Consider the following 23,607-nt stretch of genomic DNA (forward strand, 5'->3'; position numbering starts at 1 on the left):
AAAAACCCCTCCTGGCCTTGGCCGGAGGGGTTTTTCGTTTTGCGCGGAAATGCCTCCGACCATGACGCCGGGAGGGGCGGATTGGAAAGGAGAAGCCCATGAGCGGCTTCATGCACATCGAAAGCGAGGGCGCGCCGATCAAGGCGTGGACCCAAGGCGTGCCGATCGAGGAGTCGGCGCTCAAGCAGCTGCGCAACGTCGCCAGCCTGCCGTTCATCCACAAGCACGTGGCGGTGATGCCCGACGTGCACTGGGGGATGGGCGCCACCGTCGGTTCGGTGATCCCGACCTGGAAGGCGATCATCCCGGCCGCCGTCGGCGTCGACATCGGCTGCGGCATGATGGCGGTGCGCACCTCGATCCGCGCCGAGCACCTTCCGGACAACCTGTTCGGCGTGCGCTCGGCCATCGAGGCCGCCGTGCCCCACGGCCGCACCGACAACGGCGGGCGCAACGACAAGGGCGCCTGGCAGGTCGAGCCGCCGGCGATCGCCGCCGACAAATGGGCGGGGCTGAAGGACGGCTACGACGACATCGTCGCCCGCAACCCCAAGGCCGGCCACCAGCGCGGCGGCTATGGGCACCTCGGCACGCTGGGCACGGGCAACCACTTCGTCGAGCTCTGCCTCGACGAGGCCGGCGACGTCTGGGTGATGCTGCACTCGGGCTCGCGGGGCGTGGGCAACCGCTTCGGCACGTTCTTCATCGAGCGGGCCAAGCACGAGATGCGCCGCTGGTTCGTCAACCTGCCGGATGAAGACCTCGCCTACTTCGCCGAGGGCTCCGACGGCTTCGTCGACTACGTGCGGGCCGTGGCCTGGGCCCAGAAGTACGCCCGGGCCAACCGCGAGGTGATGATGCACGAGGTGCTGGGGGTGCTGCGCGCGCACTTCCCCGACCTCGTGGTGACGCAGGAAGCGGTGAACTGTCACCACAACTACGTCAGCAAGGAGAAGCACTTCGGCAAGGACGTCTACCTCACCCGCAAGGGCGCGGTGTCGGCCAAGGCCGGGGAGCTGGGCATCATCCCCGGCTCGATGGGCGCCAAGTCGTTCATCGTGCGCGGCAAGGGCAACTCGGACTCGTTCTGCACCTGCTCCCACGGGGCCGGGCGGGCGATGAGCCGCAACGAAGCCAAGCGCCGGTTCACCGTCGCCGACCACGTCGCCGCCACCGCCGGCGTCGAGTGCCGCAAGGACGAAGGCGTGATCGACGAAACCCCGATGGCCTACAAGGACATCGACGCCGTCATGGCCGCCCAGAGCGACCTCGTCGACATCGTCCACACCCTGCGCCAGGTGGTGTGCGTGAAAGGCTAGCGGGACGCCGTCCGGTCGGGAGACCGGGCGGCGTTTTGCTGTGGGGCAAAGATGGTCCGATGAGTTCTTGAGGGGGGCGTCCGCAAAGTTTCGAGATAAGCACTTTAGGCGAGGGTCCTGGTCGTGTGGGGCTGGAGCGCCTTATGGTATTCCTCGACGAAGCCACCTTAACGCCTCTTCTGTAGCAATTTGCTCGGGCTCTCCGAGTTCGTCACGTTCCAAGATCCATTGGGCCTGAGAAATAAAATTATCTAGACCGCAAAGTTTCTCTATGAATTCGTACCCAACCATAGAGCCTTGTGGAAATAGTAGCATGGATAGAATCGGTACGGACTCGTGGAGATGGGCCTGTAGATGTTGTCGGCATTTGGAATCCCAGAGATTGAGATTGATCATTATATAAAGCGGATGGCCGCTATTTAATCGTGCGACAAATTTATTTTCTAACTGTAATTCTCGCCAGCGACCGGCAAGGTTATTGGATAATGAAGCAGTTTCTTGCGCTGATAAGAAGAACGAGCCCCCTTTCGGTGTGTCGACGTACCCATTCGGCTCTAAGCCGTGCACGATGATATGCCGGTAGACCCATATTGGTATCAGCGCGAGTTCGTTCAGCCCTAGGGCGTTTACGATGTGGTGTCCCTTGGCCGCTTGGTCTGGACGCCGCGCGATTGCAGTGTCGAGCATAGACGTTAGGCTTGATGCGACGTGGTCGAAACGACCAAATCGCTCCTGCTGAGGGGCGTCCTCATTGTTCAAAAGCTTTGCGGCTCCTTTCCAGAAACCGATATCGTCTAGATGGAGATATTTTGGATAAATGTCCGCCAAACGATCGAGCAAGGGAGCGATCGTATCATTCTGAAGTGCTTCGCTTAGAGTGTCTGTTACTTCTTCGGTGCCTGCCGCCAGCAGAGCGGCGGCCTCGTCGTTAGAGACTGATCCTGGTGTAAGTCCCAGACGCGTTATCACGGAGAAGCCGCGGCGACGGCTGACGGCGTTTGGATGGCGTTCGATCGAGTGCTTTTGACCAGCTAGAGCTGGAAACAATCGATGGGCAATCGCCTCTGCTTTAGCTTCCACGATTACTGTCTGAGACTGTTCTGCGCCTTGGGCGGCGTGGCCTAGCCGGCGCATTGCCTCTTGGTAGGTTAAGGGGTCATCGACGATGGCTTCCGGGTTTTCCCGAAGGCGTTCTACTGTCTGGGGAGCTTTGGTCATTAGGGCCGCGAAGCCCAGAACGTCCAAAGCATCGACTTCATTGTTCACCATCGCGACAAGCGGATGAAAGATTTGGGCTAGGCGTTTGACGTCTCTCGGCGTTGAGGCCAGGTTTGGTGTGATCGCCTCGGCTATGATCTCATAACGCTCGTGTTGTGTGATGCAGTTATCCCAGCCAAGCGCGGCTGAAATTGCGGCGAGTTCGGCATCCATTAGAGCGCGTAACTCTTCAGGCAACGTGGCTGGAAGGGCCAATGGAAGCTGAACAATCTTCTCCAGATAGGCGCGGCCGTGAGTTTGGCGCTCCTCTTCCTGGTTGCCTGTACCGAGCGCTCGCGCGACCCGCTTTGGGTCGTATGCCAGCACGTAACTGATCTGTTTGAAATCGCCCACGGCGCGCACCAACTGGGCCACCGCGCGGACCTCGCTGTCCTCGACCCGATCAAGTTCGTCGATCAGCGCGACGACGGGAACCTTCACCTCCGCAATCAACCGTTCGAGTTCTTTGCGCTGCCCAGGCAGGCTCAGATCGCCTTCCACCAAAAGGCCCAGGCTTTCGAAAAAGCCCCTAACGGCGCCGCCGGCGCCCTTGTGAGCCAAATCGACGATCGGTGAGAGGTGTTGCGCATATTTCCGTAGCGCGCCGATAAGCTTCCGTGCGGCTTTGGCATTGCGCTGCTCCGCCGCCACTGTGCGAACCGCTTCCCGCAGAAATGACAGGATGAGATCCTGTTGCCCGGAAATGATCCAGGGGTCGAAGCGGATGATGAGAGCACCCGGGTTGCGGCGCCTGATCTCTTCATCGACGAGGTTCAAGACCGAAGATTTGCCGCTTCCCCAGGGACCGGTGACCCCAAGAACCACGCCCCGCGCGGCGCGCGCATCACTATCTATCAGGGCGTCGACGATCCGTTCGACGAAGCGTGAACGATCAAGAGCGTCTTCATTGTTGCCCGTGATAGGGCGTTCACCGTGGGCTGGTAGGATCATGTCGAAGTCGCTCCCTGGCGCTTCGAATTTCTAAAGCTAAGCTTGCGGCGTAAGCTAGTCGCATCGACGTTGGAAGGCGCTGAGCTTCAGCACTTCGAATGTCTATTTGAGGCGAACGCCCTCTCCCCTCCCAATCCGCCAGCACCCCCGCCCGCGCCAGGCTGGCGAACAGCCGCTGCACGTTGCCGGCGTTGGTCCGGGCCAGCTCGACCACCCGCGGCGCCATCGCCGCCGGCAGGGCCGCGGCCACCCCGCCGGCTTCGCGGCGGCAGAAGCCCAGCGTCTCCAGTTCGGCCACGCGGCGGCGGACGGTTTCTCTCGGCAGGTTGAGGGCGGCCGCGAGGGCGGCGACGCGGGTGGGGCGGCCCAGGCGGGCGAGGCCGCCGGCCGGGTCGAGGCAGGCGGTGATGGTCCCGTCGGCGGGGCGGGCGCCGGCCAGCGCCAGTTCCATCAGCACGCGGCTGGTCACGACGTCGCCGGTCAGGGCGATCAGGTCGGCGCAGGCGCGCAGGGTGTATTCCGACAGCGCCCAGTTGGCGGCGCGCACCGGCGGTTCGGTTCCAGGCGGGGCGGAAGGCGGGGCGGGCTCGAAGGCGGGCAGGGCGCCCAGGGCCTTCAGCGTCTCGTAGAACCGCCGGGCCCGGTCGTAGCGGGCCCGCTGGTCGGCGACGTAGGACGGCGAGCTGGTCAGGCTGTGGGGCGCGACCATGCCCTGGGGGCCGATCACGCACAGCCCGGCCTTGGCCAGCTTGCGGGCGCGCCGGCGCACGGTCTCGAACGGCAGGTTCAGCGACTGGGCCACGGCGTTGACGCTGACCGGCCGGCGCAGGTCGTCGGGGGCCGAGACATTGGGGCCGCCATAGGCCTGGCGCAGGTCGGGCGCGCGCTTGACCGGGGTCATGTTGGCGTCCAGCGCGGCGGTCAGGATCAGGGCGTCGAGCAGCTCGTGGTCGCCGCGGGTGATCTCGACCGTGTCGCGCACGTAGTCGAGGCTGGCGCGGGCGACCGCCCAGAAGCGGTGGTCGTCGAGCGGCAGGACGGCGGCGGTCGCGGGCGGGGAAGCGGACATCTGACGCTGAACTGGGAGAGGGGCTGAACGGGGGAGCTGGCCGGAGTAATACCCATTTTGGGTCGCGGCCACTTACAGATTTTACGGGTATTGCTAAACCCGCCCTTCGGGGTTGATCGGGAGCGCGCGCGCCATGGCCCAGGAAATCCTGTTTCCGGACGAGCCGTTCTTCATCGTCTCCAGTCTCGACCGCACCAGCCTGGCGCTGTCGCTGGACAAGGCGGGCAAGCTGGTTCTGGCGCCGCTGCTGGGCGCGCCCGGCCAGCGCTGGGTCGCCGAGCGCGACCGGCGCGGCGGCGCCCTGCTGCGCCACGTCGCCAGCGGCCTGGCCCTGACCTGCAAGGTCCGGCGCGTCGGGCCGAGCGGCTTGGACGTGGCCATCGACGGTCCCGAGGCGCCGGTCTTCGCCGCGCCGCACGGCCAGCCGGATCTCGCCCAGCGCTGGCGGGCCGAGACCCTGGGCTTCTGGACCTGCCTCAACAGCCAGATGGACTGGGAATACAAGCTCAACGTCCTTAGCAGCGACAAGACGGGCCGGATCGGCGTGCGTCGCTGGGACAACGGCGCGCCCCAGGAGTGCTGGCTGCTGCCGACCGAGGCCGGCGCGGTCAAGCTGCAGCACGTCCTCTACGACCTCGACCGGGCCGTGGCCGATCACCTGCCGCCGACCCCGGCGGACGCGGCGCTGATCGTCGACAATCGCGCCGGCGCGGAACCGCTGGAGAAGCGCATCGCCCTTGCCCGCACCTGCGTCTCCGAGCGCGGCTGCAGGCTGGACCCGGCCGATCGCGAGCGCCTGTCCGGCGTGACGATCCATGAAGACGAGGTCTCGATCGGCGTGGTGCTCACCGACCAGGGGGACTGCGTCGAGCGCGAGATGGCGCCGACGCCGCTGGACGATCCGGATCCGCATCGGACGGTGTCGGAGGAGCGGGTCGAGGTCGCGGTCCATGTGCCGCCCGGCCGGGTCTACAGCTACCAGGCGCTGGTCCGCCACGCGCGGGTGCAGGCGCCGTTCAGGGCTCGCCTGTTGTTCCACGGGCGGGGGCCGGGCGTGGAGTCGCGCGCATTCGAGGTGGCGGGCGTCTTCACCGGCGTCAATCCGGTGGAGACCAGGATCCAGGTCCGCGACCTCACCTCCAAGGACGGAGACATGCGAGCGGCGGAGCAGGGCGAGGAACCGCCGGTGATCGCGGAGCTGTCGCCGGCCTGACCGGCGCTGTTCGCAACGAGCTCGTCGACGCGCGTGGGGGCGCGCGTCCGGGAGAGGGGGAGGCCTGGCCCGCCGTCAGGCTTCCCCCTTGCTCCCGCCCGAGCGCTGGAAGAGCTGCAGGGTGCGCAGCATCGACAGCCGGGCGCTGTCGGCGTGGTGGCCGCTGGGGGCCACGAAGGCGTGGCCGGCCTCGTACTGGAAGATCGGCAAATCGGGATGCGCCCCGGCGATGGCCTCGACGTCGGCCAGGGGGATCATCGCGTCGGTCTTGCCGAAGTGCAGGATGGTCGGGACCTTCGGCGTCTCGTCGCGGTACCTGACGATGTCGCCGCCGTAGAAGGCCGAGACCGCCGTGACCCCGCTCGCCCGCGTGGCCGCCAGCCAGGCGGTGGTGCCGCCGAAGCAGAAGCCGACGACGAACACCGGCCCGCCCTCCAGGGCGTCGATCGCCGTCTGCACGCGCGGCAGGCAGGCCGCGCCCCAGGCTGCCTGTTCGCCGAGAGCCATGCGGTCGTCGAGGATGGCCGGCTCGGTGTTGAGTTCCGGCCAGGCGGCGTCGGCGGCGTCCAGCAGGTCGGGGGCGATCACCTCATAGCCGTGCTCGGCCAGGCTTTCGCTGAACTCGCGGATGTGCGGGGTGACGCCCCAGATGGCGTGCAGCACCACGACGCCCCCGCGCCGCGCCTCGCCCGGCGGCACGCGCCAGGCGCTGAACGGGCCGCCTTCGCGGTCGGCCAGGGCGATGCGCTGACCGGCGGTGGTCACGCGCCGGCTCCGCCAAAGGAAGCCGAGGCCGCTTCGAACAGCGCCACGGTCCGCTCGCGGGCCAGTTCGGCGTCGGAAAGGTCGCTGTCGGGGCGGCCGTCGTTGTTGAAGCCGTGGCCGCTGTTCTCATAGACGTAGACCGGCACGTCAGGATGCGATGTCCACACGGCCGCCTTGACGGCCTCGGCGTCGATGTGGCCGTCCTTGGCCCCCAGGTGGACGATCACCGGACAGTTCAGCGGCAGGGCCGCGTTTGCCCCCACCTGGCTGCCGTAATAGCTGGAGCCTGCGGCCAGGCCTTCCAGCTTCGAGGCCGCCACCCACACCAGCGAGCCGCCCATGCAGTAGCCGACGGCGAACACCGGGCCCTTGTCCTTTAGGGCGTCGATGCTGGCCTGGATGTCCGACAGCATGGCGGGGAAGCCCACCTGGCCGACGGCGGCGATCCCGGTCTGGAAGCCCTCCGGATCGTGCTCGGCGACGTAGCCCGGGGTGACGCGGTCGAACAGCGACGGCGCGATCGCCTCGTAGCCGCGCGCGGCCCAGCGCGCGACGTCGGCCTGGACGTACTGGTCGATGCCGAAGATCTCCTGGATCACCACGACCCCGCCCTTGCGCGGCCCTTGCGGCGCGGCGTGCAGGGCGGAGAACGCGAAGCCGTCGACGGCGGAGGTCAGGGTGATGGTGTCGGACATGGGCGGCTCCCGGCTCGGTTCAGCGGGCGCATCCAGACCCGCGCCGCCCCTCCGGTCAAGGCGCTCGGTCGTCGAAGTCGATCAGCGAGACATGCGGGGCCAGCGCCCGGACGATGTCGGGCAGGTCCTCGCCCCAGGCGTTCTGGCCGCTGATGTGGATCGAGGCCCGCTCGCCGGGCTGCTCGCCGCCTTGCGCGTCTTCGGGACCGGCGATGTCCAGCTCCAGCCAGCCGGCGTCGTGATGGCGGGGATCGGAGCGGTAGCCGACGCCGCGCAGCCGGCTCAAGGGCGTGTGGCGCAGGGGCTTGCCGAGGCTCGTCCGCCACTGCAGGCCGTCGCGGTCGAGCACCAGCCGGGGGCGCCGGTCCAGCAGCTTCAGGAGGTTGAGCGCCGCCCCGATCGCCAGGGCCGCCCCGCCGCACAGCAGGGCGGCCGGCTTCAGGCTGGGCGAGCTGACCAGGTAGGCGATCACGACGAAGACCGTCATGGCGCCCAGGCCTAGCCAGGGCTTCAGCCGCGAGGGCCGCACCACCAGCGGCAGGCGCGGAACCGCGACGGCCTGGCTCATCGCGTACGCTCCGAGGCTTGAGGGAAGAGGTGGGCCGCGCGCCGGTGGATCTCCGCCTTCAGGTCGCGGGTCGCGATGTCGAGATTGTCGAGATCGATGTCGACGGGCGCCGATATGGGCCAGTCGGGAGCGCTCCGTTCCCCCGCCGCCGGCATCCCCAGGATCAGGCGCAGGGCCTCGCCGTCCTCGCCGTAAGACTGAACCGAGGCCGAGGCGATCCGCGTCCAGGGCAGGAAGTAGAGCGGCCCGTCGCGACCCTCGCGCCAGCGGATCCCGTCGAAGGCGACGATCAGGCGGGGGGTCTTGTCGCGCAGGGCGAAGGGCGTCCGTCCGATCACGACGGCGGCGATCGCCAGGGGCGCCAGCGAGACCCACGCCGTCGCCGAGATCGGCCACGACCACACCTGCGAGAGCCAGGCCCGCCAGGACCAGATCGCATGGGCGTCGAGCGCCTGCGACCAGGCCGCCACCCCGGCGAAGGCGACCAGGATCAGCGCGGCCGCGGCGTGCATGGCTGCGAGGCGCCGCAGATCGGGGCGGACGACGACGGAGGCGGTGTCGACCGCCTGGCTCATGGCGTGATCCTCACCGCCGCGCCGTCGCGCACCAGCCTCCAGACCTCTTCCATCTCGGGATGGGTCGAAAAGGTCGGGACGAGCGCCCGCGCGCCCCCGGCAATCCACGATCTCACGCCTGACCAAGCTCCCACGCGATGCGGGCAGGCTCGGCCAGGCGAGGTCTCATTTCAAGCCCGTGATCAGACGTTGAAGCGGAAGTGCATCACGTCGCCGTCCTTGACGACGTAGTCCTTGCCTTCGGCCCGCATCTTGCCGGCTTCCTTGGCCCCGTTTTCGCCGCCCAGCTTGACGAAGTCGTCGAAGGCGATGGTCTCGGCGCGGATGTAGCCCTTCTCGAAGTCGGTGTGGATGACGCCGGCCGCCTGCGGGCCGGTGTCGCCGACATGGATGGTCCAGGCGCGGGCTTCCTTGGGGCCGACCGTGAAGTAGGTCTGCAGGTCCAAGAGCTTGTAGGCCTCGCGGATCAGGCGGTTGAGGCCCGGCTCCTCCAGGCCCAGGGTCTCCAGGAACTCGGCGCGCTCCTCGGCGTCGAGCAGGGCGATCTCGCTCTCGATCTGGGCCGAGATGACCACGCTCTTGGCGTTGTCCTTGGCGGCGCGTTCGGTCACCAGGTCGCTGTACTTGTTGCCCTTGTCGGCGCTGCCCTCGTCGACGTTGCAGACATAGAGCGCCGGCAGCGAGGTCAAGAGCTGCAGCATGTGCCAGGCTTTTTCGTCGTCGGCGTCGATCTTGGCGGCGCGGGCCGGGCGGCCTTCGCGCAGGAGGGCCAGAGCGACATTGGCCAGGCGCAGGGTGTTGGCGCTTTCCTTGTCGGCGCCGACCTTGGCGCGCTTCTCCAGGGCGGGAACGCGCTTTTCCAGGCTCTCCAGGTCGGCCAGCATCAGCTCCATCTCGATGATCTCGAGGTCGCTCAGCGGGTCGATGCGGCCTTCCACGTGGACGATGTCGCCGTCCTCGAAGCAGCGCGCCACGAAGGCCACGGCGTCGCAGTCGCGGATGTTGGCCAGGAACTGGTTGCCCAGGCCCTCGCCCTTGGACGCGCCGCGCACCAGGCCGGCGATGTCGACGAAGGTGATCCGGGCCGGGATGATTTCCTTGGAGCCGGCGATCTTGGCCAGGGCGTCCAGGCGCGGCTCCGGCACGGCGACCTCGCCGGTGTTGGGCTCGATCGTGCAGAACGGATAGTTGGCGGCCTGGGCCGACGCCGTCTGGGTCAGGGCGTTGAACAGGGTGGACTTGCCGACGTTGGGCAGGCCGACGATGGCGACTTTCAGGGCCATGGAACTCTCGTGAATTTCGTTGGCCGGGCGCTTAGCACGGATCGGACGGGAAGTCGCGGTGCGGCGTCGGTCGCCCCCTCCATCCCCTCTATCTCCCTCTACTCCCGTCATTCCCGCCCTTGTGGCGGGAACCCCTCTGTCAACCGCAAGGGCAGTAGTGGCGGCGTGCTCAGCACGCCGCTTGCATCTCACCTGCAAGCGGAACCAGGGTTTCCCGCCACAAGGGCGGGAATGACGGGAGAAAAGGCGGGCGAGACTCTTCCCAAAACGCCAGCCTCAGCCGCGCCTCCGCCGCGCCCGAGCGCAACGACCCGTCCAGGCGGCCGCGATCGCCGTCGCAGGCGGTCACCACATCGGATCGATCTCCGCCCCATGCAGCGCCTCGGCGATGCGCTGGCGGGTGGCGGCGGTGACGTCGTCGGGCAGGTCATCGGGGCGCCGCCAGGCGATCTCGTGAATCTCGCCCTGGGCCGAGGCCTCGCAGGGCTCCCAGGCGTGGACGCGGTAGAGCAGCACGTGGTCGCCCGGGTGGCGCGGCTCGTTGCTGTGCACCGACAGCAGGGTCGGCCGGCCCAGCACCCGCACGCCGGCCTCCTCCTGCAGCTCGCGAGCCAGGGCGGTCTCGGCCGTCTCGCCTCTCTCCACCCCGCCGCCGGGCAGGTACCAGCCGGGCACGTAGGTGTGCTGGATCATCAGCACCCGGCCCTCGGTGTCGGTGACCAGGCCGCGCACGCCCAGGGTCAGGCCCCGGGTCCAGCGGAACCAGGCGAAGATGAAGGGGCGGGCGAACGGTTCGACCTTGCGGCGCCAGAGCATGGCGCGAGGCTAGAGGGTTTCGGGGGCGCGTGGCAGTCGAAACTGTCGGCGGTCGCGGCGGTCGCGGCGGTCGCGGCGCGCCGAGGGCTCAGGCCCTTGCTCCGGCGAACATTGGCCGCTAAAGCCGCCGGAGAGGAAACAGACAACAACAAGCGGAGACACGCCCATGCTCGCGATCCTGATCATCGCCATCTTCCTGGGCGTCATCGTCGGCCTGAACGCCTTCGAGTTCGGCCGCATCGACTGAGGCCCGAGGGGCTCGAGGCCTCTCAAGTTTCCCGTCATTCCCGCCCTTGTGGCGGGAACCCCTGGTTCAGCGCGCATGTGAAGCGCAAGCGGCGTGCTCGGCGCGCCGCCTCTCCTGCCCTTGCGGCTGATAGAGGGTTTCCCGCCACAAGGGCGGGAATGGCGGGCGAAGGGGGGCGTCCCCGTTCAATCCCCGCCCAGCCGCGCCATGAGCCGCCGGCCGCCCGCGCGCATCAGCCAGCGGGTCTCGGCGTTGGCCGGGATGCGGGGGTCGTCCCATAGCGCCAGCTGCAGCCAGGCCTCGACGCGCAGGCGGCGGGTGAGGCCGCGCGCCGTCTCGAAGGCGTCGCCCAGCTCGCGCACCGTGCGGGCCTCGACCGCCTGGGCCACGGCCTCGCCGTCGCTCAGCATTGGGTCCGCCCCCTCTTTCTCGGTATGCGCCAGCACCCAGTCGCGCACGTCCTCGCGGGCCTCGGTCGGCGGGGCCAGGTCGCGGGCGAAGAACAGCGGCCAGTGGGCCAGCGGCCGGCGGCCGGCCTCCAGGTCCTGGGCGGCCAGCTCCAGGGCGCGGCTGAGCAGCTGGTCGCGGGCCAGGGGCGAGCTGGCCAGCTCCTCGGCGTGCAGCGACAGGCGCACGACCGCCTCGCGCGCGGGCCTGCGGGTCCAGGCGTCCTCGACCACGTCGGCCGCCGCGATCAGCGCCGCCGCCGCGGCGGTGGACAGTCCCTGGCCGGGGCTGGGGCACGGTCCGGGGTCGTCGACATCGGGAGGCCTGATATCGGGGGGCATTACATCGGGGGGAAGGGCGTCACGCGTCATTGCGCACCGCCAGGATCTCGATGGTCCGCGCGCGGCCGTCGGCCTGCGTCCACGAAAAGCGCTGGCCGGGCGCAAGGCCCAGCAGCGCCGCCCCGATCGGCGCGGTGACCGACACGCTCCCCTCGTCATGGGCGGCGTGGGGCAGGGCCAGGACCACCGTGCGCACGCGGCCCCGATCGAGGTCGCGATAGGTCGCCTGCGAGCCCAGCCGCACGCGGTCGGCGGCCGGCGCGCCCTCGACCAGGGCGGCGCGTTCCAGCTCGGCGGCCAGCAGGGCGTGGCCCGGAGCGGCGTGCGGGCCGCTGGCCACCAGCAGGGCCAGGCGGTCGTAGTCCTCGCCGCAGACGGCGATCGGCGGGCGGTCCTCGGGCTCGCGGGCGGGGATGGACGCAGGCATGTGGGCGCTCCTTTGCGGACGCGCGGCCGCATCCCGCCCGGCGGCCATGCGTCATCGCATGGCGCGGCCCCGGATCAGGTCGCGACGCAGTAATCGGATGAAAGGCGCAAGATCGCGAAGCCTCGAACATCGATGCTCGAAGTCTTGCGCAACGAGAATGTCGCGTTGATTTTCGTCCCGAGCCCGACGTCTAGGCGTCGATGGGGGCTCGGGACTAGGCTCCTGCGATGAGGTGGCCCGCCCGATGCTGGTCGCGATTGAACAATTCGATCCGATACATGGCGAGAGGCATCATAGGCCCGGCAGCGCTGCTGTCAAATCGATCAACAGGCGCCGGCTTTTCGAGCGGTGGTGGGGCGGGGGCGTTGCGGATGGGCGGCCGGCTCAGACGCCGACCGCCTTCCTCAGCAGATCATTGGCCCGGCTCTGCCAACCGGGGCCGTCTTCGCGAAGCTTGTCGATGACGTCCTGATCCAGGCGCAGCGTCACCTGCTTCTTTGGAGCGTCCAGCTTGGGGCGGCCGCGCCTGGTCAGCGTCCCGGAAGCGGGGCGCAGCACACGGTCGCCGTCCTTCAGTTCGGCCCGGTCGAGAACCTCGTCGGACCATTCGGGCGCGTCATCCGGATCCGTCCAGACTGGGCGCGTATCGTTGTTGTTCCCTGTCATTGCACTTTCTCATCGAAACGATGCGTCGTGCCTGACCGCGTGGAATCCAGACCACCATGACCATCCGGCCATCGAGCCGGCCGATCGTCTGGTAGCGGGTCTCTCCATAATCAACTCGATCGTCCTCGATGGTCAGGTGCCGACCTTCGAACACGACGCTCGCATCGGAAAAATCCAGCCCACGATGGGTCAGGGTTTGCGAGCGCTTCGTCTCATCCCATTCCAGTTCCATTTTGATGATCCAGATGGCGTGACCTAGGGCCCAGAGGACTGGGCGAGCAATGGATTTGCATGACGTGGCCTCTGCTTCTGAAGTCGGCCAACTGGCCTAAAATTATGTAACTACAAAAAAGAAGGAGTGTCAAATAATTGTAGCTACCATAATTCGGTCCTTACTGCCGCTAACGACAGGTCGCCCGTCGCCTCGCCAGCCGCTATGAACGGCGGCAACGCTCATCAGTCAGGACCCAGCATGCCCGCCACCACCTCCTCCCCATCCCCTCGCGGCGGCGCGCTGGTCACCGGCGCGGGGCGCAGGATCGGGCGGGTTCTGGCGCTGGAGGCGGCGCGGGCGGGGTATGACGTGGCGGTGCACTACCGCTCGACGCGGGACGAGGCCGACGAGGTCGTGGCCGAGATCGCCGCCCTGGGCCGCCGGGCCGTCGCCGTGCGGGGCGAGCTTGCCGATCCGGACGTCGGCGCGGCCCTGGTCGGCGCGGCGAGCGCGGCGATCGGCCCCCTGACCCTGCTGGTCAATTCCGCCTCGACCTTCGAGGACGACCGCATCGGCGCCGTCACCGCCGACGGCTGGAACCGCCACATGGACGCCAACCTGCGCGCCCCGGTGCTGCTGGCCCAGGCCTTCGCGGGCGCATTGCCGGCGGAAACCAGGGGCCTGGTGGTCAATCTGGTCGACCAGCGGGTGCTGAAACCCAACCCGCAGTTCTTCAGCTACACCGTCTCGAAAGCCGGCCTGTGGTGGGCGACCCAGACCCTGGCCCAGGCCCTGGCGCCGGCCGTCCGGGTCAATGCGATCGGCCCGGGACCGGTGCTGGCCTCGGTGCACCAGGCCCCCGGCGAGTTCGAGGCCGAGGCCGCCGCAACCCCCCTCGGCGCGGCCGTCGATCCGGCCGAACTGGCCGCCGCCATGCGCTATCTCATTGACGCGCCGTCGGTCACGGGCCAGATGATCGCGGTCGATGGCGGCCAGCACCTGGCCTGGCGCACGCCCGACGTCCTCGGTTCCTGAAAGCCTCCGCCGTGTCCGTCTCCCCCCTCTCCGACAAGCCGTTCGCGGCCTCCGCCCCGGCCCCCGTGGTCAAGGTCATTGTCACCAAGGTCTTCGTGCGCGGCCTCAAGGTCGACGCCGAGATCGGCGTCTACGACCACGAGCACGGCCGCGTGCAGCCGCTGGTCATCGACGTCGAGCTCGACGTCGCCGCCGTGCACTGCGAGCAGCTGGGCGACACGGTGAACTACGAGACCATCCGCAACGCCGCCCAGGACATCGCCGCCGCCGGCCATATCGACCTGGTCGAGACCTTCGCCGAGCGCCTGGCCCAGGCCTGTTTCGACGACCATCGCGTCACCCGCGCCCGGGTGCGGGTGGAAAAGCCCCTGGCCCTGGCCCCGCACGCCGCCGCCGCCGGCGTCGAGATCACCGCCGTCCGGGGGTGAGCGACCTGCTCCATACGGCTCGCCTCGCCCCGTTCCAGCCCGAGACGGCCTGGAGCCTGGAGGGCGGGACGCTGGTGGAACGGCGCGGCGGCCGCGAACGCCGCTTCGACCTGGAAGACCTGACCCGCTACCGCCTGGCCATGCCGCGCGGCGGCGGTCGCAGGCGCGCCCTGATGTTGAGCTTCGGCCGCCGCAGGGTGGCGATCGCTTCGCAGAGCTGGCGCGGCCCCGGCCGCTTCGACGACCGGCTGGAGAGCTTCTCGCTGCTGGCCCGCGCGCTCGCCGCCGTCGGCGCCGACCTTGCGCCCCGCGCCCGCTTCGAGACCGCCGGCTTCAAGCTGGCCGACGCGACGACCCTGGTCGCCGGCCTGCTGGCGATCGGCACGCTCGCCCTGCTGCTGCTGGCCGTGTCGTCCTCGATGCGCGGCATGGCCATCGACGTCGCCGCCCGCATGGCCTTCCTGCTGCTGCTGCTGTTCGCCGCGGTTCCCTGGCTGCCCAGGGGCGAGACGCTGGACCCCCACGACCTGCCGACGCGGTGGTTGCCTTAGGAAGGCAAGCGCGGCGGACTCTTCTTATCCGCCGCAAATATTCATCGTCATCCTGGCCGCAGCGAAGCGGAGAGCCGGGACCCAGGGGCCGCCGCAGTGCAGTGGCCCCTGGGCCCCGGGTCTGCGGTCCGCTGCGCGGCCCTTCGCCCGGGATGACGAACTGATTTGATCAACCGAGATCGTGGCTCTCGCCTCATCCCAGGTCACCTCTCCGAACCTTCATTTGCATCGCCGCGCGTTTTTGGCGAGCATCGGGAAAACATCGCTTTTCAACGAAGGACGCCCGTGACCGATCCCGTGCAAGACCAGACCGTCCCGCCCGCGCTGCAGGACGACAAGACCATGGCGATCGTCGTCTACGCCTGCTACCTGGCCGGCTGGGTGACGGGCTTCTCGCCGATCGTCGGCCTGGTGCTGGCCTATGTCTCCAAGGGCTCGGCGCCGGAATGGCTGCAGAGCCACTACGTCTTCTCCATCCGCACCTTCTGGCTGTCGCTGCTGTTCGCGGTGATCGGCGTCCTGACCCTGATCATCGGCGTCGGCGCCCTGATCCTGGTGGCCGTCGGCATCTGGGTGACGGTGCGCGCCGCCGTCGGCCTGTCGTGGCTGCTGAAGGGCCAGGCCTATCCCACGCCGCGCAACTGGATGCTGTGAGCCGATGAGCGACTTCATCCAGGCCGACCTCGATCCGGGCGCGGAGCGCCACGCCGAGGACAAGATCCTGCCGGCCGTGGTCTACGGCCTCTACCTGCTGGGCTTCACCAACGGCCTGACCTTCTTCATCGGCCTGATCGTCGCCTATGTGCAGCGCGGGACGGCGGGGCCGATCAACGAGAGCCACTACACCTTCGCGATCCGCACCTTCTGGCTGTCGATCGCCTGGTTCCTGATCGGCGCGGTCCTGGTGCTGTTCGGCATTCCGCTGTCGCTGGTGCTGATCGGCGTGCCGATGCTGATCGCGGGGGTGGCGATCCTGTCGGCGATCAGCCTGTGGTTCGTGGTCCGCTGCATCGCCGGCATCGCCTATCTCGTGCGCGGCGAGGCCTATCCCCGCCCGCGCGCGTGGCTGATTTAGAGGCAGACTGCGCCGTGGGCGCCTGCACGGGCGTCGTACAGGTTATCGCTGTTCCCCTGAGAGGCGAGCAGGCTCGACGGGCGGCCCCCGCTCCTATGACTTTCCGCCCCTGGCGGACGGACGTCGTGGAGGGGGCGACATGCTGGCTCGCATCGTAGGGATCATCTTGGGGCTGATCCTGACGACGTCGGGATACGTGATTTCTGGTCTGGGCGCGCTGGGGACGTGGGCCGCGGACTGGGATCTCGGCCCGTTCGAGCCGCACCGGCCGTTCGCCGGTTGGGCGGCGATGACGATAGGGGGGATCCTTCTCGTCGCCGCCCTAACTCCGCGAAAAGGTGCGAGCCGCACCGAGTCGCGGACCAAGAGGAGCGCCCGTGGGGGCGGGCGCTCCTCGGCCGGTCCGGCCGTGCTGGACCTTGGCGAGCCCGTCGCGACGCCGGTGGTCCTGGCCGAGCCGGTCGTCGCCGAAGCGCCCGCGCCCGTCGCACCTGAACCCGTCGCGCCCGAGCCTGTCGCGGAAGCCTTCCCGCAACCGGTCTTCGCGCCCGAGCCGATCGCCGCGCCCGTCGTCCAGCCGGCGCCGGTCGCCCTGCCGCCGGCCGAGGCGGACTTCGAGACCCTACGCGCCGAGCTTTTGGCCCTCACCGCCGCCGAATCCTGGAACCCGGCCGCCCGCGTGCTGGCCCGGATGGTCCGCGTCGCCCGCACCGACCGCGAGCGCGCCGTCGCCCATCGCGACCTGGGCGACTTCGCCGCCGGCCAGGGGCGTCACGACGACGCCGCCGAGGCCTATGAGGAATCCGTCTCCTACGCCCGGTCCGTCCGCAAGGCCGCGCCGGGCGATCCGTCGGCGGACGAACTTTTGGCCGGGGCCCTGGCCGGGATCGGCGACGTGGCCGAGTCCGAGGGCCGCCTGAACGAGGCCCTGTCGGCCTTCGAGGAGGCCCTGGCCCTGCGTCGCTCGGCCGGCGGCCGCGAAGCCGCCGACCCCGGCGCGCAGCGGGCGCTGTCGGTGGCGCTGGAGCGCCTGGCCGACCTGCGCGAGGACCGCGGCCACCGCATGCGGGCGCTCGATCTCTATCGCGAGAGCTACGACGTCACCGCCCGCCTCGCCGCCGCCGATCCGGCCCGTTTCGGGCTGGACCTAGCCGCCACCCGCGCCCGCCTGGCCGAGATCGAGGCGCGGGTCGCGGGGTAACGGGCTGCCGAACAGGCGCCCGGCGCCCGTCGATTGAGCTTGGCCGCGCCGATTCCACTTTCCCTTGCGGCGCGACGCACGCGGCGACGTCTCTTTTCCGGTGGGGGATGTTTCCTCCGTGTAGGAGGGACCCATGCCGTACATCCGCTGGCGCCGTTTCATAGAGATGGCCTCGCTCGACCGTCCGTGGGTCGGCGACCTGATGGAGAAGCGCAAGGGAGAGGCCTTCCGCGCCGCCCCGGTCGAGCGCTGGGACCAGGAATATCGCGACGGCGTCTACGACCGGCTGCACCGCTCCGACCAGCGCCACCATCACCGCCTGCTGGCCGCCATGATCGCCGACCGCTGGCCCAAGGCCCGGGTGCTGGAGATCGGGGCGGGCGAGGGCGTGTTCTACGAGGCCCTGCGCGCCCACGGTCCCGCCCGCTATGTCGGCGTCGACTTCGCCGCCCCGGCGGTGGCCAAGGGCCGCATGCGGCTGGCCGCCGAGATCGACACCGGCCGGGTCGAGCTGCTGCTCGGCGACGGCCGCGACTTCCGCACCGACGAGACCTTCGACGTGGTGGTGTTCTCCGAGTGCATCGAGCACCTGGGCGACGTCGAGCCGCTGATCGAGCACTACCGCGCCAGCCTGGCCCCCGGCGGGGCGGTGGGCCTGACCATGTGGCTGTCGCTCAAGCCCCTGCGCCTGTGGCGGCGGCTCAAGACCCTGGGCGAGGTCCTCGACGAGGCGGTGGTCAACACCCCGTGGGGCGGCGGCTGGCTGGTGGCGACGGTGAAGCCGGACTGAGGGGAGGTCCCCCTGCGGCCCTCCGGGCCACCTCCCCCAGAGGGGGAGGATCTAGCAAGACAGATGCTCCCCCTCTGGGGGAGCTGTCGCGGAGCGACTGAGGGGGTCTTCCCCGGCCAAAGAAAAACCCCGGTGCGTCACCGCCCCGGGGTCTTCAATCTCGATAGCCGCAGCCCGGCGCCTTACGCGGGCACGACTTCCTCGCGCCGCACCAGCGCCGCATAGGCGTCCATCAGGCTCAGCGACAGCTTGCCGGGCGTGAAGGTGAACTCGCCGATCTCGGCGACCGGGGTCACCTCGGCGGCGGTGCCGACGATGAAGCACTCGGTGAAGCCGGCCAGCTCTTCCTTCTCGATGTGGCGCTCGACCACCTCGATCCCCTTGCCCTTGGCGATGTCGATCACCGTGCGGCGGGTGATGCCGTCCAGGAAGCAGTCGGGCTTGGGCGTGTGCAGCACGCCGTCCTTGACGAAGAACACGTTGGCGCCGGTCGCCTCGGCCACGTAGCCGCGGTAGTCCAGCATCATCGCGTCGGTATAGCCGTCCTTCTCCGCGGCGTGCTTGGAGATGGTGCAGATCATGTAGAGGCCGGCGGCCTTGGCCGCGACGGGGGCCGTCTTCGGGTCCGGGCGGTTGTACTTGGCCCAGGTCAGGCGGATGCCCTTGGCCTTCAGCGCCGGGTCGAAATAGCTGGGCCAATCCCACACGGCGATGGCCACGTGGATCTTGGTCTGCTGCGCCGAGACGCCGATCATCTCGCTGCCGCGCCAGGCGATCGGGCGCACATAGCAGTCCGACAGGCCGTTCTTGGCGGCCGTCGCCTTGCAGGCCTCGTCGATCTGCTCCACCGTGTAGGGGATCTCGAAGTCGAGGATTTCGGCCGACTTGAACAGGCGCTCGGTATGCTCGGTCAGCTTGAAGATCTCGCCGCCGTACATGCGCTCGCCCTCGAACACCGACGAGGCGTAGTGCAGGCCGTGCGTCAATACGTGCACCTTCGCCTCGCGCCAGGGAACGAACTGGCCGTCCAGCCAGATCCATCCGTCGCGATCATCGAAGGGAACGAGAGACATCGGTCCAAGACCTCCTTATTTGGAACCCGGTCCTTAGACGCCCGAGGAGCCGGAAGGTCAAACAAAATGGACGCGCCCGCATGACCCCGCACGCCGATCCCCGGCTGATCCTGCGCGAGGAGGAACTCGATGGCGGCCTGGAGTTGATTCTCCTGGCCGAGGCGGCGCTGTGGGCGGCTGTCGATGGGGTGCTGGAGACCGAAGGGCCGGGCCTGGGGCGCTCGCACTGGCGCGCGGCCTTCCTGCTGCGCCGCCGCCCCGGCATCGGCGTGCAGGACCTTTCCAAGCTGACCAGCCTGTCGAAACAGGCCGCCAGCAAGACCCTGTCCGACCTGCAGAAGCTGGGCCTGGCCGAGAAGGCCGCCGGCGATCTCGACGCCCGCCGCCGGCCCGCCGTGCTGACCGAGGCCGGCAAGGCCTTCGAGGCCCGGGTCAGCGAACGCCTGCGGGCCTTGCTCGGCCGTGCTTATCGCACCGGCGGGCTCGATGGCGTGCCCGGCGCGCGGCGGATCCTGGCGGCCCTGGCCGGCCCTCGCCAGGGCGTCGGCGTCAATCGGAGGGAGGCCCTGTGAGCCCCGAGGAAAGACGCGAGCGCCACCTGCTGGTGGTCGACGACGACGACCGCATCCGCGACCTGCTCAAGCAGTTCCTCAGTCGCGCCGGCTTCAGGGTCAGTGCGGCGGCCGACGCCGCTCACGCCGACCGGCTGGTGGCGGTGATGGACTTCGACCTGCTGGTGCTCGACGTGATGATGCCCGGCGAGGACGGCTTCTCGTTCACCAAGCGCCTGCGGGCCAAGGGCGGCGAGGTCGGCAAGGTTCCGATCCTGATGCTGACCGCCCGCGACCAGACCGGCGACCGCATCGAGGGCCTGACGCACGGCGCCGACGACTACCTGGCCAAGCCGTTCGAGCCGCAGGAACTGCTGCTGCGCATCGAGTCGATCCTGCGCCGGGCCGCGCCCAAGCCGATCGGCCCGCGCGAGATCGTCATGGGCGACTGCGCCTTCGCCCCCGACCGGGGCGAGCTGACGAGGGCCGGCGTGCCGGTGCGCCTGACCGAGGCCGAGGTCTCCCTGCTGCGCCGCCTCGCCCGCGCCCTGCACGAACCCGTCGACCGCCTGGAACTGGCCCGCGACACCGCCGACGCCACCGGCCGCGCGGTCGACGTCCAGGTCACCCGCCTGCGCCGCAAGATCGAACCCGACCCGAAGAACCCCCGCTACCTGCAGACCGTGCGCGGGGTGGGCTATCGGCTGGCGCCGGATTGATGGCTACGCATCAAAATCCTTCTCCCCTTGCGGGAGAAGGTGTCGGCGAAAGCCGACGGATGAGGGGTCTCTCAAACCCGTCCGCTTCGCTTCTCCTCCCCCGCTTGCGGGGGAGGGGGACCACGAAGTGGTGGAGGGGGCGAGACTGGGCGGGGCAGCGGCGGTCGTCCCCTCCGTCACGCTGCGTATCCGCAGCGCGCCACCTCCCCCGTTGCACGGGGGAGGAGTAGTTGCGTCTGCGCACCCGCCTGTTCATTCCGCGCCAGATCAAGCGCTGGCTGCCGACCTCGCTGTTCGGCCGGTCACTGCTGATCATCGTCCTGCCCGTGGCCGTGATGCAGATCGCCGTCACCTGGGGCTTCTTCGACGCCCACTGGGAGACGGTGAACAGCCGCCTGTCCGAGGGCCTGGCCGGCGACATCGCCTGGGCCGTGGCCACCTACCAGGATGATCCCAGCCCCGCCGCGGTGGCCCGCATGGCCCAGCGGGCCGAGGACACCATGGACCTGTCGATCGCCCTGCTGAAGGGGCGCGAGCTGCCCACCGGGCGGCGGCCGGCGATGTTCGCCTCGCTCGACCGCTCGATGCAGCGCGCCCTGGCCGAGCGCCTGGACGAGCCGTTCTGGTTCGACGCCTCCAACCGCTACGCCGCCCACGTCGAGATCCGGGTCAAGGTGGCCGAAGGCACGCTGCGGATCTTCGCCCCCCGCGACCGCGCCTTCGCCACGCAAGGCCACATCTTCATCCTGTGGATGGTGGTGGCGACGATGCTGCTGACCGCCATCGCCATCCTCTTCATCCGCAACCAGGTGCGGGCCATCGAGCGCCTGGCCGACGCCGCCGACGCCTTCGGGCGCGGGGCCGACCACGAGTTCAAGCCGCACGGCGCGCGCGAGGTGCGCCAGGCGGCCCAGGCCTTCCTGGCCATGAAGGCCCGCATCCAGCGCCACATCGAGCAGCGCACCGCCCTGCTGGCCAGCGTCAGCCACGACCTGCGCACCCCGCTCACCCGCCTGAAGCTGGAGATGGCCCTGGCCGAGCCCGGCCCGCAGGTCGAGGCTATCAAGCGCGATCTCTCCGAAATGGAGCACATGATCGACGAGTACCTGGCCTTCGCGCGCGGGGAGGGCGGCGAGGCGCTTCAGGCGGTGGAGCTGGCGCCGCTGATCGCCGGGGTCTGCGCCGGGGCCGAGCGCGGCGGGGCCAGCGTCGAAACGGTGCTGGAGCAGGGCCTGACCGCCAACCTGCGCCCCAGCGCCTTCAAGCGCGCCCTGACCAACCTAGTCGACAATGCCGCCGCCCACGGCGAGGCCGTCCGCGTCACCCTGGAGCCGCGCCTGACCGGCGGGGTGCTGATCATGGTCGACGACGACGGTCCCGGCATCCCCGAGGACCGCTACGAAGAGGCCTTCAAGCCCTTCAACCGCCTCGACGAGTCGCGGAACCAGAACGAGAAGGGCGTCGGTCTCGGCCTGGCCCTGGCCCGCGACATGGCCCGCGGTCTGGGCGGCGACCTCGTCCTGGAGCGCTCGCCGATGGGCGGCCTGCGGGCGGTGATGCGCCTGCCGGGGTAGGGTGGATCGGACTTCCGGGGCCTCGCGTGGTCCTGGCGCCATCGGGACCCTCTTCACCGAGCATCCCCGCGAAGGCGGGGACCCAAGCCGAATCCGCGGATCGCCCGCAGACGCGCCTCATCCTGAAAGTCAGCTTGGGTCCCCGCCTTCGCGGGGAAGGACGGATTGGGGAAGGGGGATCCGGCTGGGGGCGCGACCGTTTCCGACGTCGCGCCGATGTAAGTATTGCGCGTAATCCGAGTAATGCACTCCATGATTGACTTATGGCGCGGCTTGTCGTTCGGATAACGTCGATATGCAACGGAGTTGCGGTCATGAAAATCAAGGACATACAGCAGCAGCTGGCGGCGCGCGGCTATACGCCCGGGCCGATCGACGGGGTGTGGGGGCGGGCCACGGTGGCCGCCGTCCGCCGCTTCCAGCTCAAGCACGGGCTCGAGCCCGACGGCGTGGTCGGCCCCCTGACCCTGGCGGCGCTGTTCCAGGGCGCCCCGGCGGTCAACGCGCCCACGCCCCTGACCCTGGCCGATTTCGACGATCCGAGCCTGGTCTGGTTCCAGGAGGCCCGCCGGCTGATCGGCACCCGCGAGAAGCCCGGTCGCGGCGACAATCCCGAGATCATCGACTGGGCCTCCGACCAGGGCCTCAAGAGCATCTACACCGGCGACGACGTGCCTTGGTGCGGCCTCTTCGTGGGCCACTGCGTCTCGGCCACCCTCGACCGCGAACCCACCCCGTCGGGCCTGCTGTCGGCCCGCGCCTGGGAGCGCTTCGGCATTCCCACCGCCCCGACCCCGGGCGCGGTGATGGTGTTCTGGCGCGACGGCCGGGGCAGCGGCAAGGGCCATGTCGGCTTCTACGCCGGCGAGGACGACGGGGCCTATCGCATCCTCGGCGGCAACCAGTCCGACAGCGTCTCGCTCGCCTGGCTGACCAAGGAACGCTTCGTCGCCGCCCGCTGGCCCGCCACCGTCCCCCCGCCCGTCGCCCGCGCGATCAAGGTGGCCCGCAACAGCAGCCTGTCCTGGAACGAGGCTTAGGGGGAACGAGGCTCAGGCCGCGACCAGCGGCTGGATCGCTTCCAGGTCGGCGCGGCGTTCGATCACCGTCCGGGACAGGTCGTGCTGGGCCTGAAGGTTCATCCAGAACCGCGCGTCCATGGAAAACACCCGCTCCAGCCGCAGGGCCGTGTCGGGGGTCACCGGCTGGGTCTCGCGGGTCAGGCGCTCGATCCGCGTGCGGTCCTTCAGCCCCATGGCCTTGGCCAGCGCGCCGGCCGTCAGGCCCATCGGCGCCATGAAGTCCTCGCGCAGGATCTCGCCGGGGTGCGGCAGGGGCGAGACGAAGTCGAGATCGAGGAAGGTGTCGCTCATCGTTCGTGTCCTTCGCACTCATGCGCTCAGTGATAGTCGCCGAACCAGACGTCTTCCGGTCCGTCGTCGCCCCACCGGAAGGTGATCCGGAACTGGTCGTTGACGCTGACCGACCACTCGCCGGCCCGGTCCCCGTCCAAGGCGTGCAGGCGGTTGCCGGGCGGTATGCGCATCTGCGCCGCCTCGGTGACCGCATTCAGCTGGGTCAACACCCGACGGGCTCGCCGCACCAGATCGGCGGGAAAGCCCTTGGGCGAATGTCCCAGGAAGACGGCTTTGGCGGCGTCGCTCTTCCAGCTTTGGATCATCAATGTCCGCCATCATGTGTAGCGTAACGCGCTACGAATGTCGAGCAGAATGTAGCGCAGCGCGCTACGACCGCTC

At 69.2% G+C, this 23,607-nt stretch carries 28 protein-coding genes and 1 pseudogene; 14 read left to right on the forward strand and 15 right to left on the reverse strand.

Annotated features, from left to right (window positions below):
• The first annotated feature begins 98 nt into the window (after positions 1-98).
• On the forward strand, positions 99-1,319 hold the full coding sequence (locus AC07N1_RS21760) for an RtcB family protein (protein WP_494673688.1): 1,221 nt from the start codon (positions 99-101) through the stop codon (positions 1,317-1,319).
• 141 nt (positions 1,320-1,460) lie between these two features.
• On the opposite strand, the gene AC07N1_RS21765 is transcribed toward AC07N1_RS21760, so the two are convergent.
• On the reverse strand, positions 1,461-3,527 hold the full coding sequence (locus tag AC07N1_RS21765) for a KAP family P-loop NTPase fold protein (protein WP_494673689.1): 2,067 nt from the start codon (positions 3,525-3,527) through the stop codon (positions 1,461-1,463).
• Positions 3,505-4,596: a hypothetical protein gene (locus tag AC07N1_RS21770; protein WP_494673690.1), complete on the reverse strand. Its 1,092-nt coding sequence runs from the start codon at positions 4,594-4,596 to the stop codon at positions 3,505-3,507. Before AC07N1_RS21770 ends, AC07N1_RS21765 begins: the two co-directional genes overlap by 23 nt.
• A gap of 133 nt (positions 4,597-4,729) precedes the next feature.
• Here AC07N1_RS21770 and AC07N1_RS21775 point away from each other — a divergent pair, with 133 nt between their 5' ends.
• The gene (locus AC07N1_RS21775; protein WP_494673691.1) at positions 4,730-5,809 is read left to right on the forward strand and encodes a hypothetical protein; all 1,080 of its coding nucleotides are present in this window, start codon (positions 4,730-4,732) and stop codon (positions 5,807-5,809) included.
• A 75-nt stretch (positions 5,810-5,884) separates the two neighbouring features.
• Here the strand turns inward: AC07N1_RS21775 and AC07N1_RS21780 are convergent, their stop codons facing one another.
• From AC07N1_RS21780 to AC07N1_RS21825, 10 genes are all read right to left on the reverse strand, one after another.
• Positions 5,885-6,574, reverse strand: a complete 690-nt coding sequence (locus tag AC07N1_RS21780) for a dienelactone hydrolase family protein (protein WP_494673692.1) — start codon at positions 6,572-6,574, stop codon at positions 5,885-5,887.
• Entirely contained in the window at positions 6,571-7,269 is a 699-nt protein-coding gene (locus AC07N1_RS21785) for a dienelactone hydrolase family protein (RefSeq protein WP_494673693.1), read from the reverse strand. Before AC07N1_RS21785 ends, AC07N1_RS21780 begins: the two co-directional genes overlap by 4 nt.
• A gap of 55 nt (positions 7,270-7,324) precedes the next feature.
• Positions 7,325-7,837, reverse strand: a complete 513-nt coding sequence (locus AC07N1_RS21790) for a hypothetical protein (RefSeq protein ID WP_494673694.1) — start codon at positions 7,835-7,837, stop codon at positions 7,325-7,327.
• On the reverse strand, positions 7,834-8,412 hold the full coding sequence (locus AC07N1_RS21795) for a hypothetical protein (protein WP_494673695.1): 579 nt from the start codon (positions 8,410-8,412) through the stop codon (positions 7,834-7,836). The genes AC07N1_RS21790 and AC07N1_RS21795 overlap by 4 nt, the downstream gene beginning before the upstream one ends.
• A gap of 182 nt (positions 8,413-8,594) precedes the next feature.
• Complete coding sequence (ychF, locus tag AC07N1_RS21800; RefSeq protein ID WP_487290445.1) at positions 8,595-9,695, reverse strand: redox-regulated ATPase YchF; 1,101 nt, start codon at positions 9,693-9,695, stop codon at positions 8,595-8,597.
• 345 nt (positions 9,696-10,040) lie between these two features.
• The gene (locus tag AC07N1_RS21805; protein ID WP_494673696.1) at positions 10,041-10,511 is read right to left on the reverse strand and encodes an NUDIX domain-containing protein; all 471 of its coding nucleotides are present in this window, start codon (positions 10,509-10,511) and stop codon (positions 10,041-10,043) included.
• 432 nt (positions 10,512-10,943) lie between these two features.
• Complete coding sequence (locus AC07N1_RS21810; protein WP_494673697.1) at positions 10,944-11,546, reverse strand: hypothetical protein; 603 nt, start codon at positions 11,544-11,546, stop codon at positions 10,944-10,946.
• A gap of 19 nt (positions 11,547-11,565) precedes the next feature.
• Positions 11,566-11,973: a GreA/GreB family elongation factor gene (locus tag AC07N1_RS21815; RefSeq protein ID WP_494673698.1), complete on the reverse strand. Its 408-nt coding sequence runs from the start codon at positions 11,971-11,973 to the stop codon at positions 11,566-11,568.
• A 384-nt stretch (positions 11,974-12,357) separates the two neighbouring features.
• Positions 12,358-12,639 (reverse strand): BrnA antitoxin family protein, encoded by a 282-nt coding sequence (locus AC07N1_RS21820; RefSeq protein ID WP_494673699.1) that lies wholly within the window; start codon positions 12,637-12,639, stop codon positions 12,358-12,360.
• On the reverse strand, positions 12,590-12,871 hold the full coding sequence (locus tag AC07N1_RS21825) for a BrnT family toxin (RefSeq protein WP_494673700.1): 282 nt from the start codon (positions 12,869-12,871) through the stop codon (positions 12,590-12,592). Before AC07N1_RS21825 ends, AC07N1_RS21820 begins: the two co-directional genes overlap by 50 nt.
• A 240-nt stretch (positions 12,872-13,111) precedes the next feature.
• Here AC07N1_RS21825 and AC07N1_RS21830 point away from each other — a divergent pair, with 240 nt between their 5' ends.
• The 8 genes and pseudogenes from AC07N1_RS21830 (at position 13,112) to AC07N1_RS21865 (ending at position 17,933) form a co-directional block, all read left to right on the forward strand.
• Positions 13,112-13,888, forward strand: coding sequence for an SDR family oxidoreductase (locus AC07N1_RS21830; RefSeq protein ID WP_494673701.1), 777 nt, complete (start codon positions 13,112-13,114; stop codon positions 13,886-13,888).
• 11 nt (positions 13,889-13,899) lie between these two features.
• Positions 13,900-14,316: a dihydroneopterin aldolase gene (folB, locus tag AC07N1_RS21835; RefSeq protein WP_494673702.1), complete on the forward strand. Its 417-nt coding sequence runs from the start codon at positions 13,900-13,902 to the stop codon at positions 14,314-14,316.
• Positions 14,313-14,867 carry a hypothetical protein gene (locus tag AC07N1_RS21840; RefSeq protein WP_494673703.1) on the forward strand — a complete coding sequence of 185 codons (555 nt, stop codon included), beginning with the start codon at positions 14,313-14,315 and terminating at the stop codon, positions 14,865-14,867. Before folB ends, AC07N1_RS21840 begins: the two co-directional genes overlap by 4 nt.
• A gap of 48 nt (positions 14,868-14,915) precedes the next feature.
• Positions 14,916-15,023: pseudogene (locus AC07N1_RS21845) on the forward strand (hypothetical protein); the annotation flags it as partial.
• Positions 15,024-15,152: 129 nt separating this feature from the next.
• Positions 15,153-15,521: a DUF4870 family protein gene (locus tag AC07N1_RS21850; RefSeq protein WP_494601253.1), complete on the forward strand. Its 369-nt coding sequence runs from the start codon at positions 15,153-15,155 to the stop codon at positions 15,519-15,521.
• A 4-nt stretch (positions 15,522-15,525) separates the two neighbouring features.
• Positions 15,526-15,942, forward strand: coding sequence for a DUF4870 family protein (locus AC07N1_RS21855; protein ID WP_494673704.1), 417 nt, complete (start codon positions 15,526-15,528; stop codon positions 15,940-15,942).
• Positions 15,943-16,081: 139 nt separating this feature from the next.
• On the forward strand, positions 16,082-17,143 hold the full coding sequence (locus AC07N1_RS21860) for a tetratricopeptide repeat protein (RefSeq protein WP_494673705.1): 1,062 nt from the start codon (positions 16,082-16,084) through the stop codon (positions 17,141-17,143).
• A gap of 133 nt (positions 17,144-17,276) precedes the next feature.
• Entirely contained in the window at positions 17,277-17,933 is a 657-nt protein-coding gene (locus tag AC07N1_RS21865; protein WP_494673706.1) for a class I SAM-dependent methyltransferase, read from the forward strand.
• A 182-nt stretch (positions 17,934-18,115) separates the two neighbouring features.
• Here the strand turns inward: AC07N1_RS21865 and AC07N1_RS21870 are convergent, their stop codons facing one another.
• Positions 18,116-19,006 carry a branched-chain amino acid aminotransferase gene (locus tag AC07N1_RS21870; RefSeq protein WP_494673707.1) on the reverse strand — a complete coding sequence of 297 codons (891 nt, stop codon included), beginning with the start codon at positions 19,004-19,006 and terminating at the stop codon, positions 18,116-18,118.
• 80 nt (positions 19,007-19,086) lie between these two features.
• Here AC07N1_RS21870 and AC07N1_RS21875 point away from each other — a divergent pair, with 80 nt between their 5' ends.
• The 4 genes from AC07N1_RS21875 to AC07N1_RS21890 all read left to right on the forward strand — a co-directional run bounded on the left by AC07N1_RS21875 (position 19,087) and on the right by AC07N1_RS21890 (position 22,890).
• Positions 19,087-19,578 (forward strand): MarR family winged helix-turn-helix transcriptional regulator, encoded by a 492-nt coding sequence (locus AC07N1_RS21875; protein ID WP_058349175.1) that lies wholly within the window; start codon positions 19,087-19,089, stop codon positions 19,576-19,578.
• On the forward strand, positions 19,575-20,276 hold the full coding sequence (locus tag AC07N1_RS21880) for a response regulator (protein WP_494673708.1): 702 nt from the start codon (positions 19,575-19,577) through the stop codon (positions 20,274-20,276). The genes AC07N1_RS21875 and AC07N1_RS21880 overlap by 4 nt, the downstream gene beginning before the upstream one ends.
• 236 nt (positions 20,277-20,512) lie before the next feature.
• The gene (locus AC07N1_RS21885) at positions 20,513-21,850 is read left to right on the forward strand and encodes an ATP-binding protein (RefSeq protein WP_494673718.1); all 1,338 of its coding nucleotides are present in this window, start codon (positions 20,513-20,515) and stop codon (positions 21,848-21,850) included.
• A 314-nt stretch (positions 21,851-22,164) separates the two neighbouring features.
• Positions 22,165-22,890, forward strand: coding sequence for an NlpC/P60 family protein (locus tag AC07N1_RS21890; RefSeq protein ID WP_494673709.1), 726 nt, complete (start codon positions 22,165-22,167; stop codon positions 22,888-22,890).
• A 12-nt stretch (positions 22,891-22,902) separates the two neighbouring features.
• Here the strand turns inward: AC07N1_RS21890 and AC07N1_RS21895 are convergent, their stop codons facing one another.
• Positions 22,903-23,223, reverse strand: coding sequence for a HigA family addiction module antitoxin (locus AC07N1_RS21895; protein WP_110120603.1), 321 nt, complete (start codon positions 23,221-23,223; stop codon positions 22,903-22,905).
• Positions 23,224-23,249: 26 nt separating this feature from the next.
• On the reverse strand, positions 23,250-23,531 hold the full coding sequence (locus AC07N1_RS21900) for a type II toxin-antitoxin system RelE/ParE family toxin (protein WP_494673710.1): 282 nt from the start codon (positions 23,529-23,531) through the stop codon (positions 23,250-23,252).
• Between the last annotated feature and the right edge of the window lie 76 nt (positions 23,532-23,607).

The organism is Caulobacter sp. GW821-FHT09B11, assembly GCF_059418205.1.

Coding starts and splice junctions, on each gene's coding strand:
- AC07N1_RS21760 (WP_494673688.1), top strand. CDS start 99: ATGAGCGGCTTCATGCACATCGAAAGCGAGGGCGCGCCGATCAAGGCG.
- AC07N1_RS21765 (WP_494673689.1), bottom strand. CDS start 3,527: ATGATCCTACCAGCCCACGGTGAACGCCCTATCACGGGCAACAATGAA.
- AC07N1_RS21770 (WP_494673690.1), bottom strand. CDS start 4,596: ATGTCCGCTTCCCCGCCCGCGACCGCCGCCGTCCTGCCGCTCGACGAC.
- AC07N1_RS21775 (WP_494673691.1), top strand. CDS start 4,730: ATGGCCCAGGAAATCCTGTTTCCGGACGAGCCGTTCTTCATCGTCTCC.
- AC07N1_RS21785 (WP_494673693.1), bottom strand. CDS start 7,269: ATGTCCGACACCATCACCCTGACCTCCGCCGTCGACGGCTTCGCGTTC.
- AC07N1_RS21790 (WP_494673694.1), bottom strand. CDS start 7,837: ATGAGCCAGGCCGTCGCGGTTCCGCGCCTGCCGCTGGTGGTGCGGCCC.
- AC07N1_RS21795 (WP_494673695.1), bottom strand. CDS start 8,412: ATGAGCCAGGCGGTCGACACCGCCTCCGTCGTCGTCCGCCCCGATCTG.
- ychF (WP_487290445.1), bottom strand. CDS start 9,695: ATGGCCCTGAAAGTCGCCATCGTCGGCCTGCCCAACGTCGGCAAGTCC.
- AC07N1_RS21805 (WP_494673696.1), bottom strand. CDS start 10,511: ATGCTCTGGCGCCGCAAGGTCGAACCGTTCGCCCGCCCCTTCATCTTC.
- AC07N1_RS21810 (WP_494673697.1), bottom strand. CDS start 11,546: ATGCCCCCCGATATCAGGCCTCCCGATGTCGACGACCCCGGACCGTGC.
- AC07N1_RS21815 (WP_494673698.1), bottom strand. CDS start 11,973: ATGCCTGCGTCCATCCCCGCCCGCGAGCCCGAGGACCGCCCGCCGATC.
- AC07N1_RS21820 (WP_494673699.1), bottom strand. CDS start 12,639: ATGACAGGGAACAACAACGATACGCGCCCAGTCTGGACGGATCCGGAT.
- AC07N1_RS21825 (WP_494673700.1), bottom strand. CDS start 12,871: ATGGAACTGGAATGGGATGAGACGAAGCGCTCGCAAACCCTGACCCAT.
- AC07N1_RS21830 (WP_494673701.1), top strand. CDS start 13,112: ATGCCCGCCACCACCTCCTCCCCATCCCCTCGCGGCGGCGCGCTGGTC.
- AC07N1_RS21855 (WP_494673704.1), top strand. CDS start 15,526: ATGAGCGACTTCATCCAGGCCGACCTCGATCCGGGCGCGGAGCGCCAC.
- AC07N1_RS21860 (WP_494673705.1), top strand. CDS start 16,082: ATGCTGGCTCGCATCGTAGGGATCATCTTGGGGCTGATCCTGACGACG.
- AC07N1_RS21865 (WP_494673706.1), top strand. CDS start 17,277: ATGCCGTACATCCGCTGGCGCCGTTTCATAGAGATGGCCTCGCTCGAC.
- AC07N1_RS21870 (WP_494673707.1), bottom strand. CDS start 19,006: ATGTCTCTCGTTCCCTTCGATGATCGCGACGGATGGATCTGGCTGGAC.
- AC07N1_RS21875 (WP_058349175.1), top strand. CDS start 19,087: ATGACCCCGCACGCCGATCCCCGGCTGATCCTGCGCGAGGAGGAACTC.
- AC07N1_RS21890 (WP_494673709.1), top strand. CDS start 22,165: ATGAAAATCAAGGACATACAGCAGCAGCTGGCGGCGCGCGGCTATACG.
- AC07N1_RS21895 (WP_110120603.1), bottom strand. CDS start 23,223: ATGAGCGACACCTTCCTCGATCTCGACTTCGTCTCGCCCCTGCCGCAC.
- AC07N1_RS21900 (WP_494673710.1), bottom strand. CDS start 23,531: ATGATCCAAAGCTGGAAGAGCGACGCCGCCAAAGCCGTCTTCCTGGGA.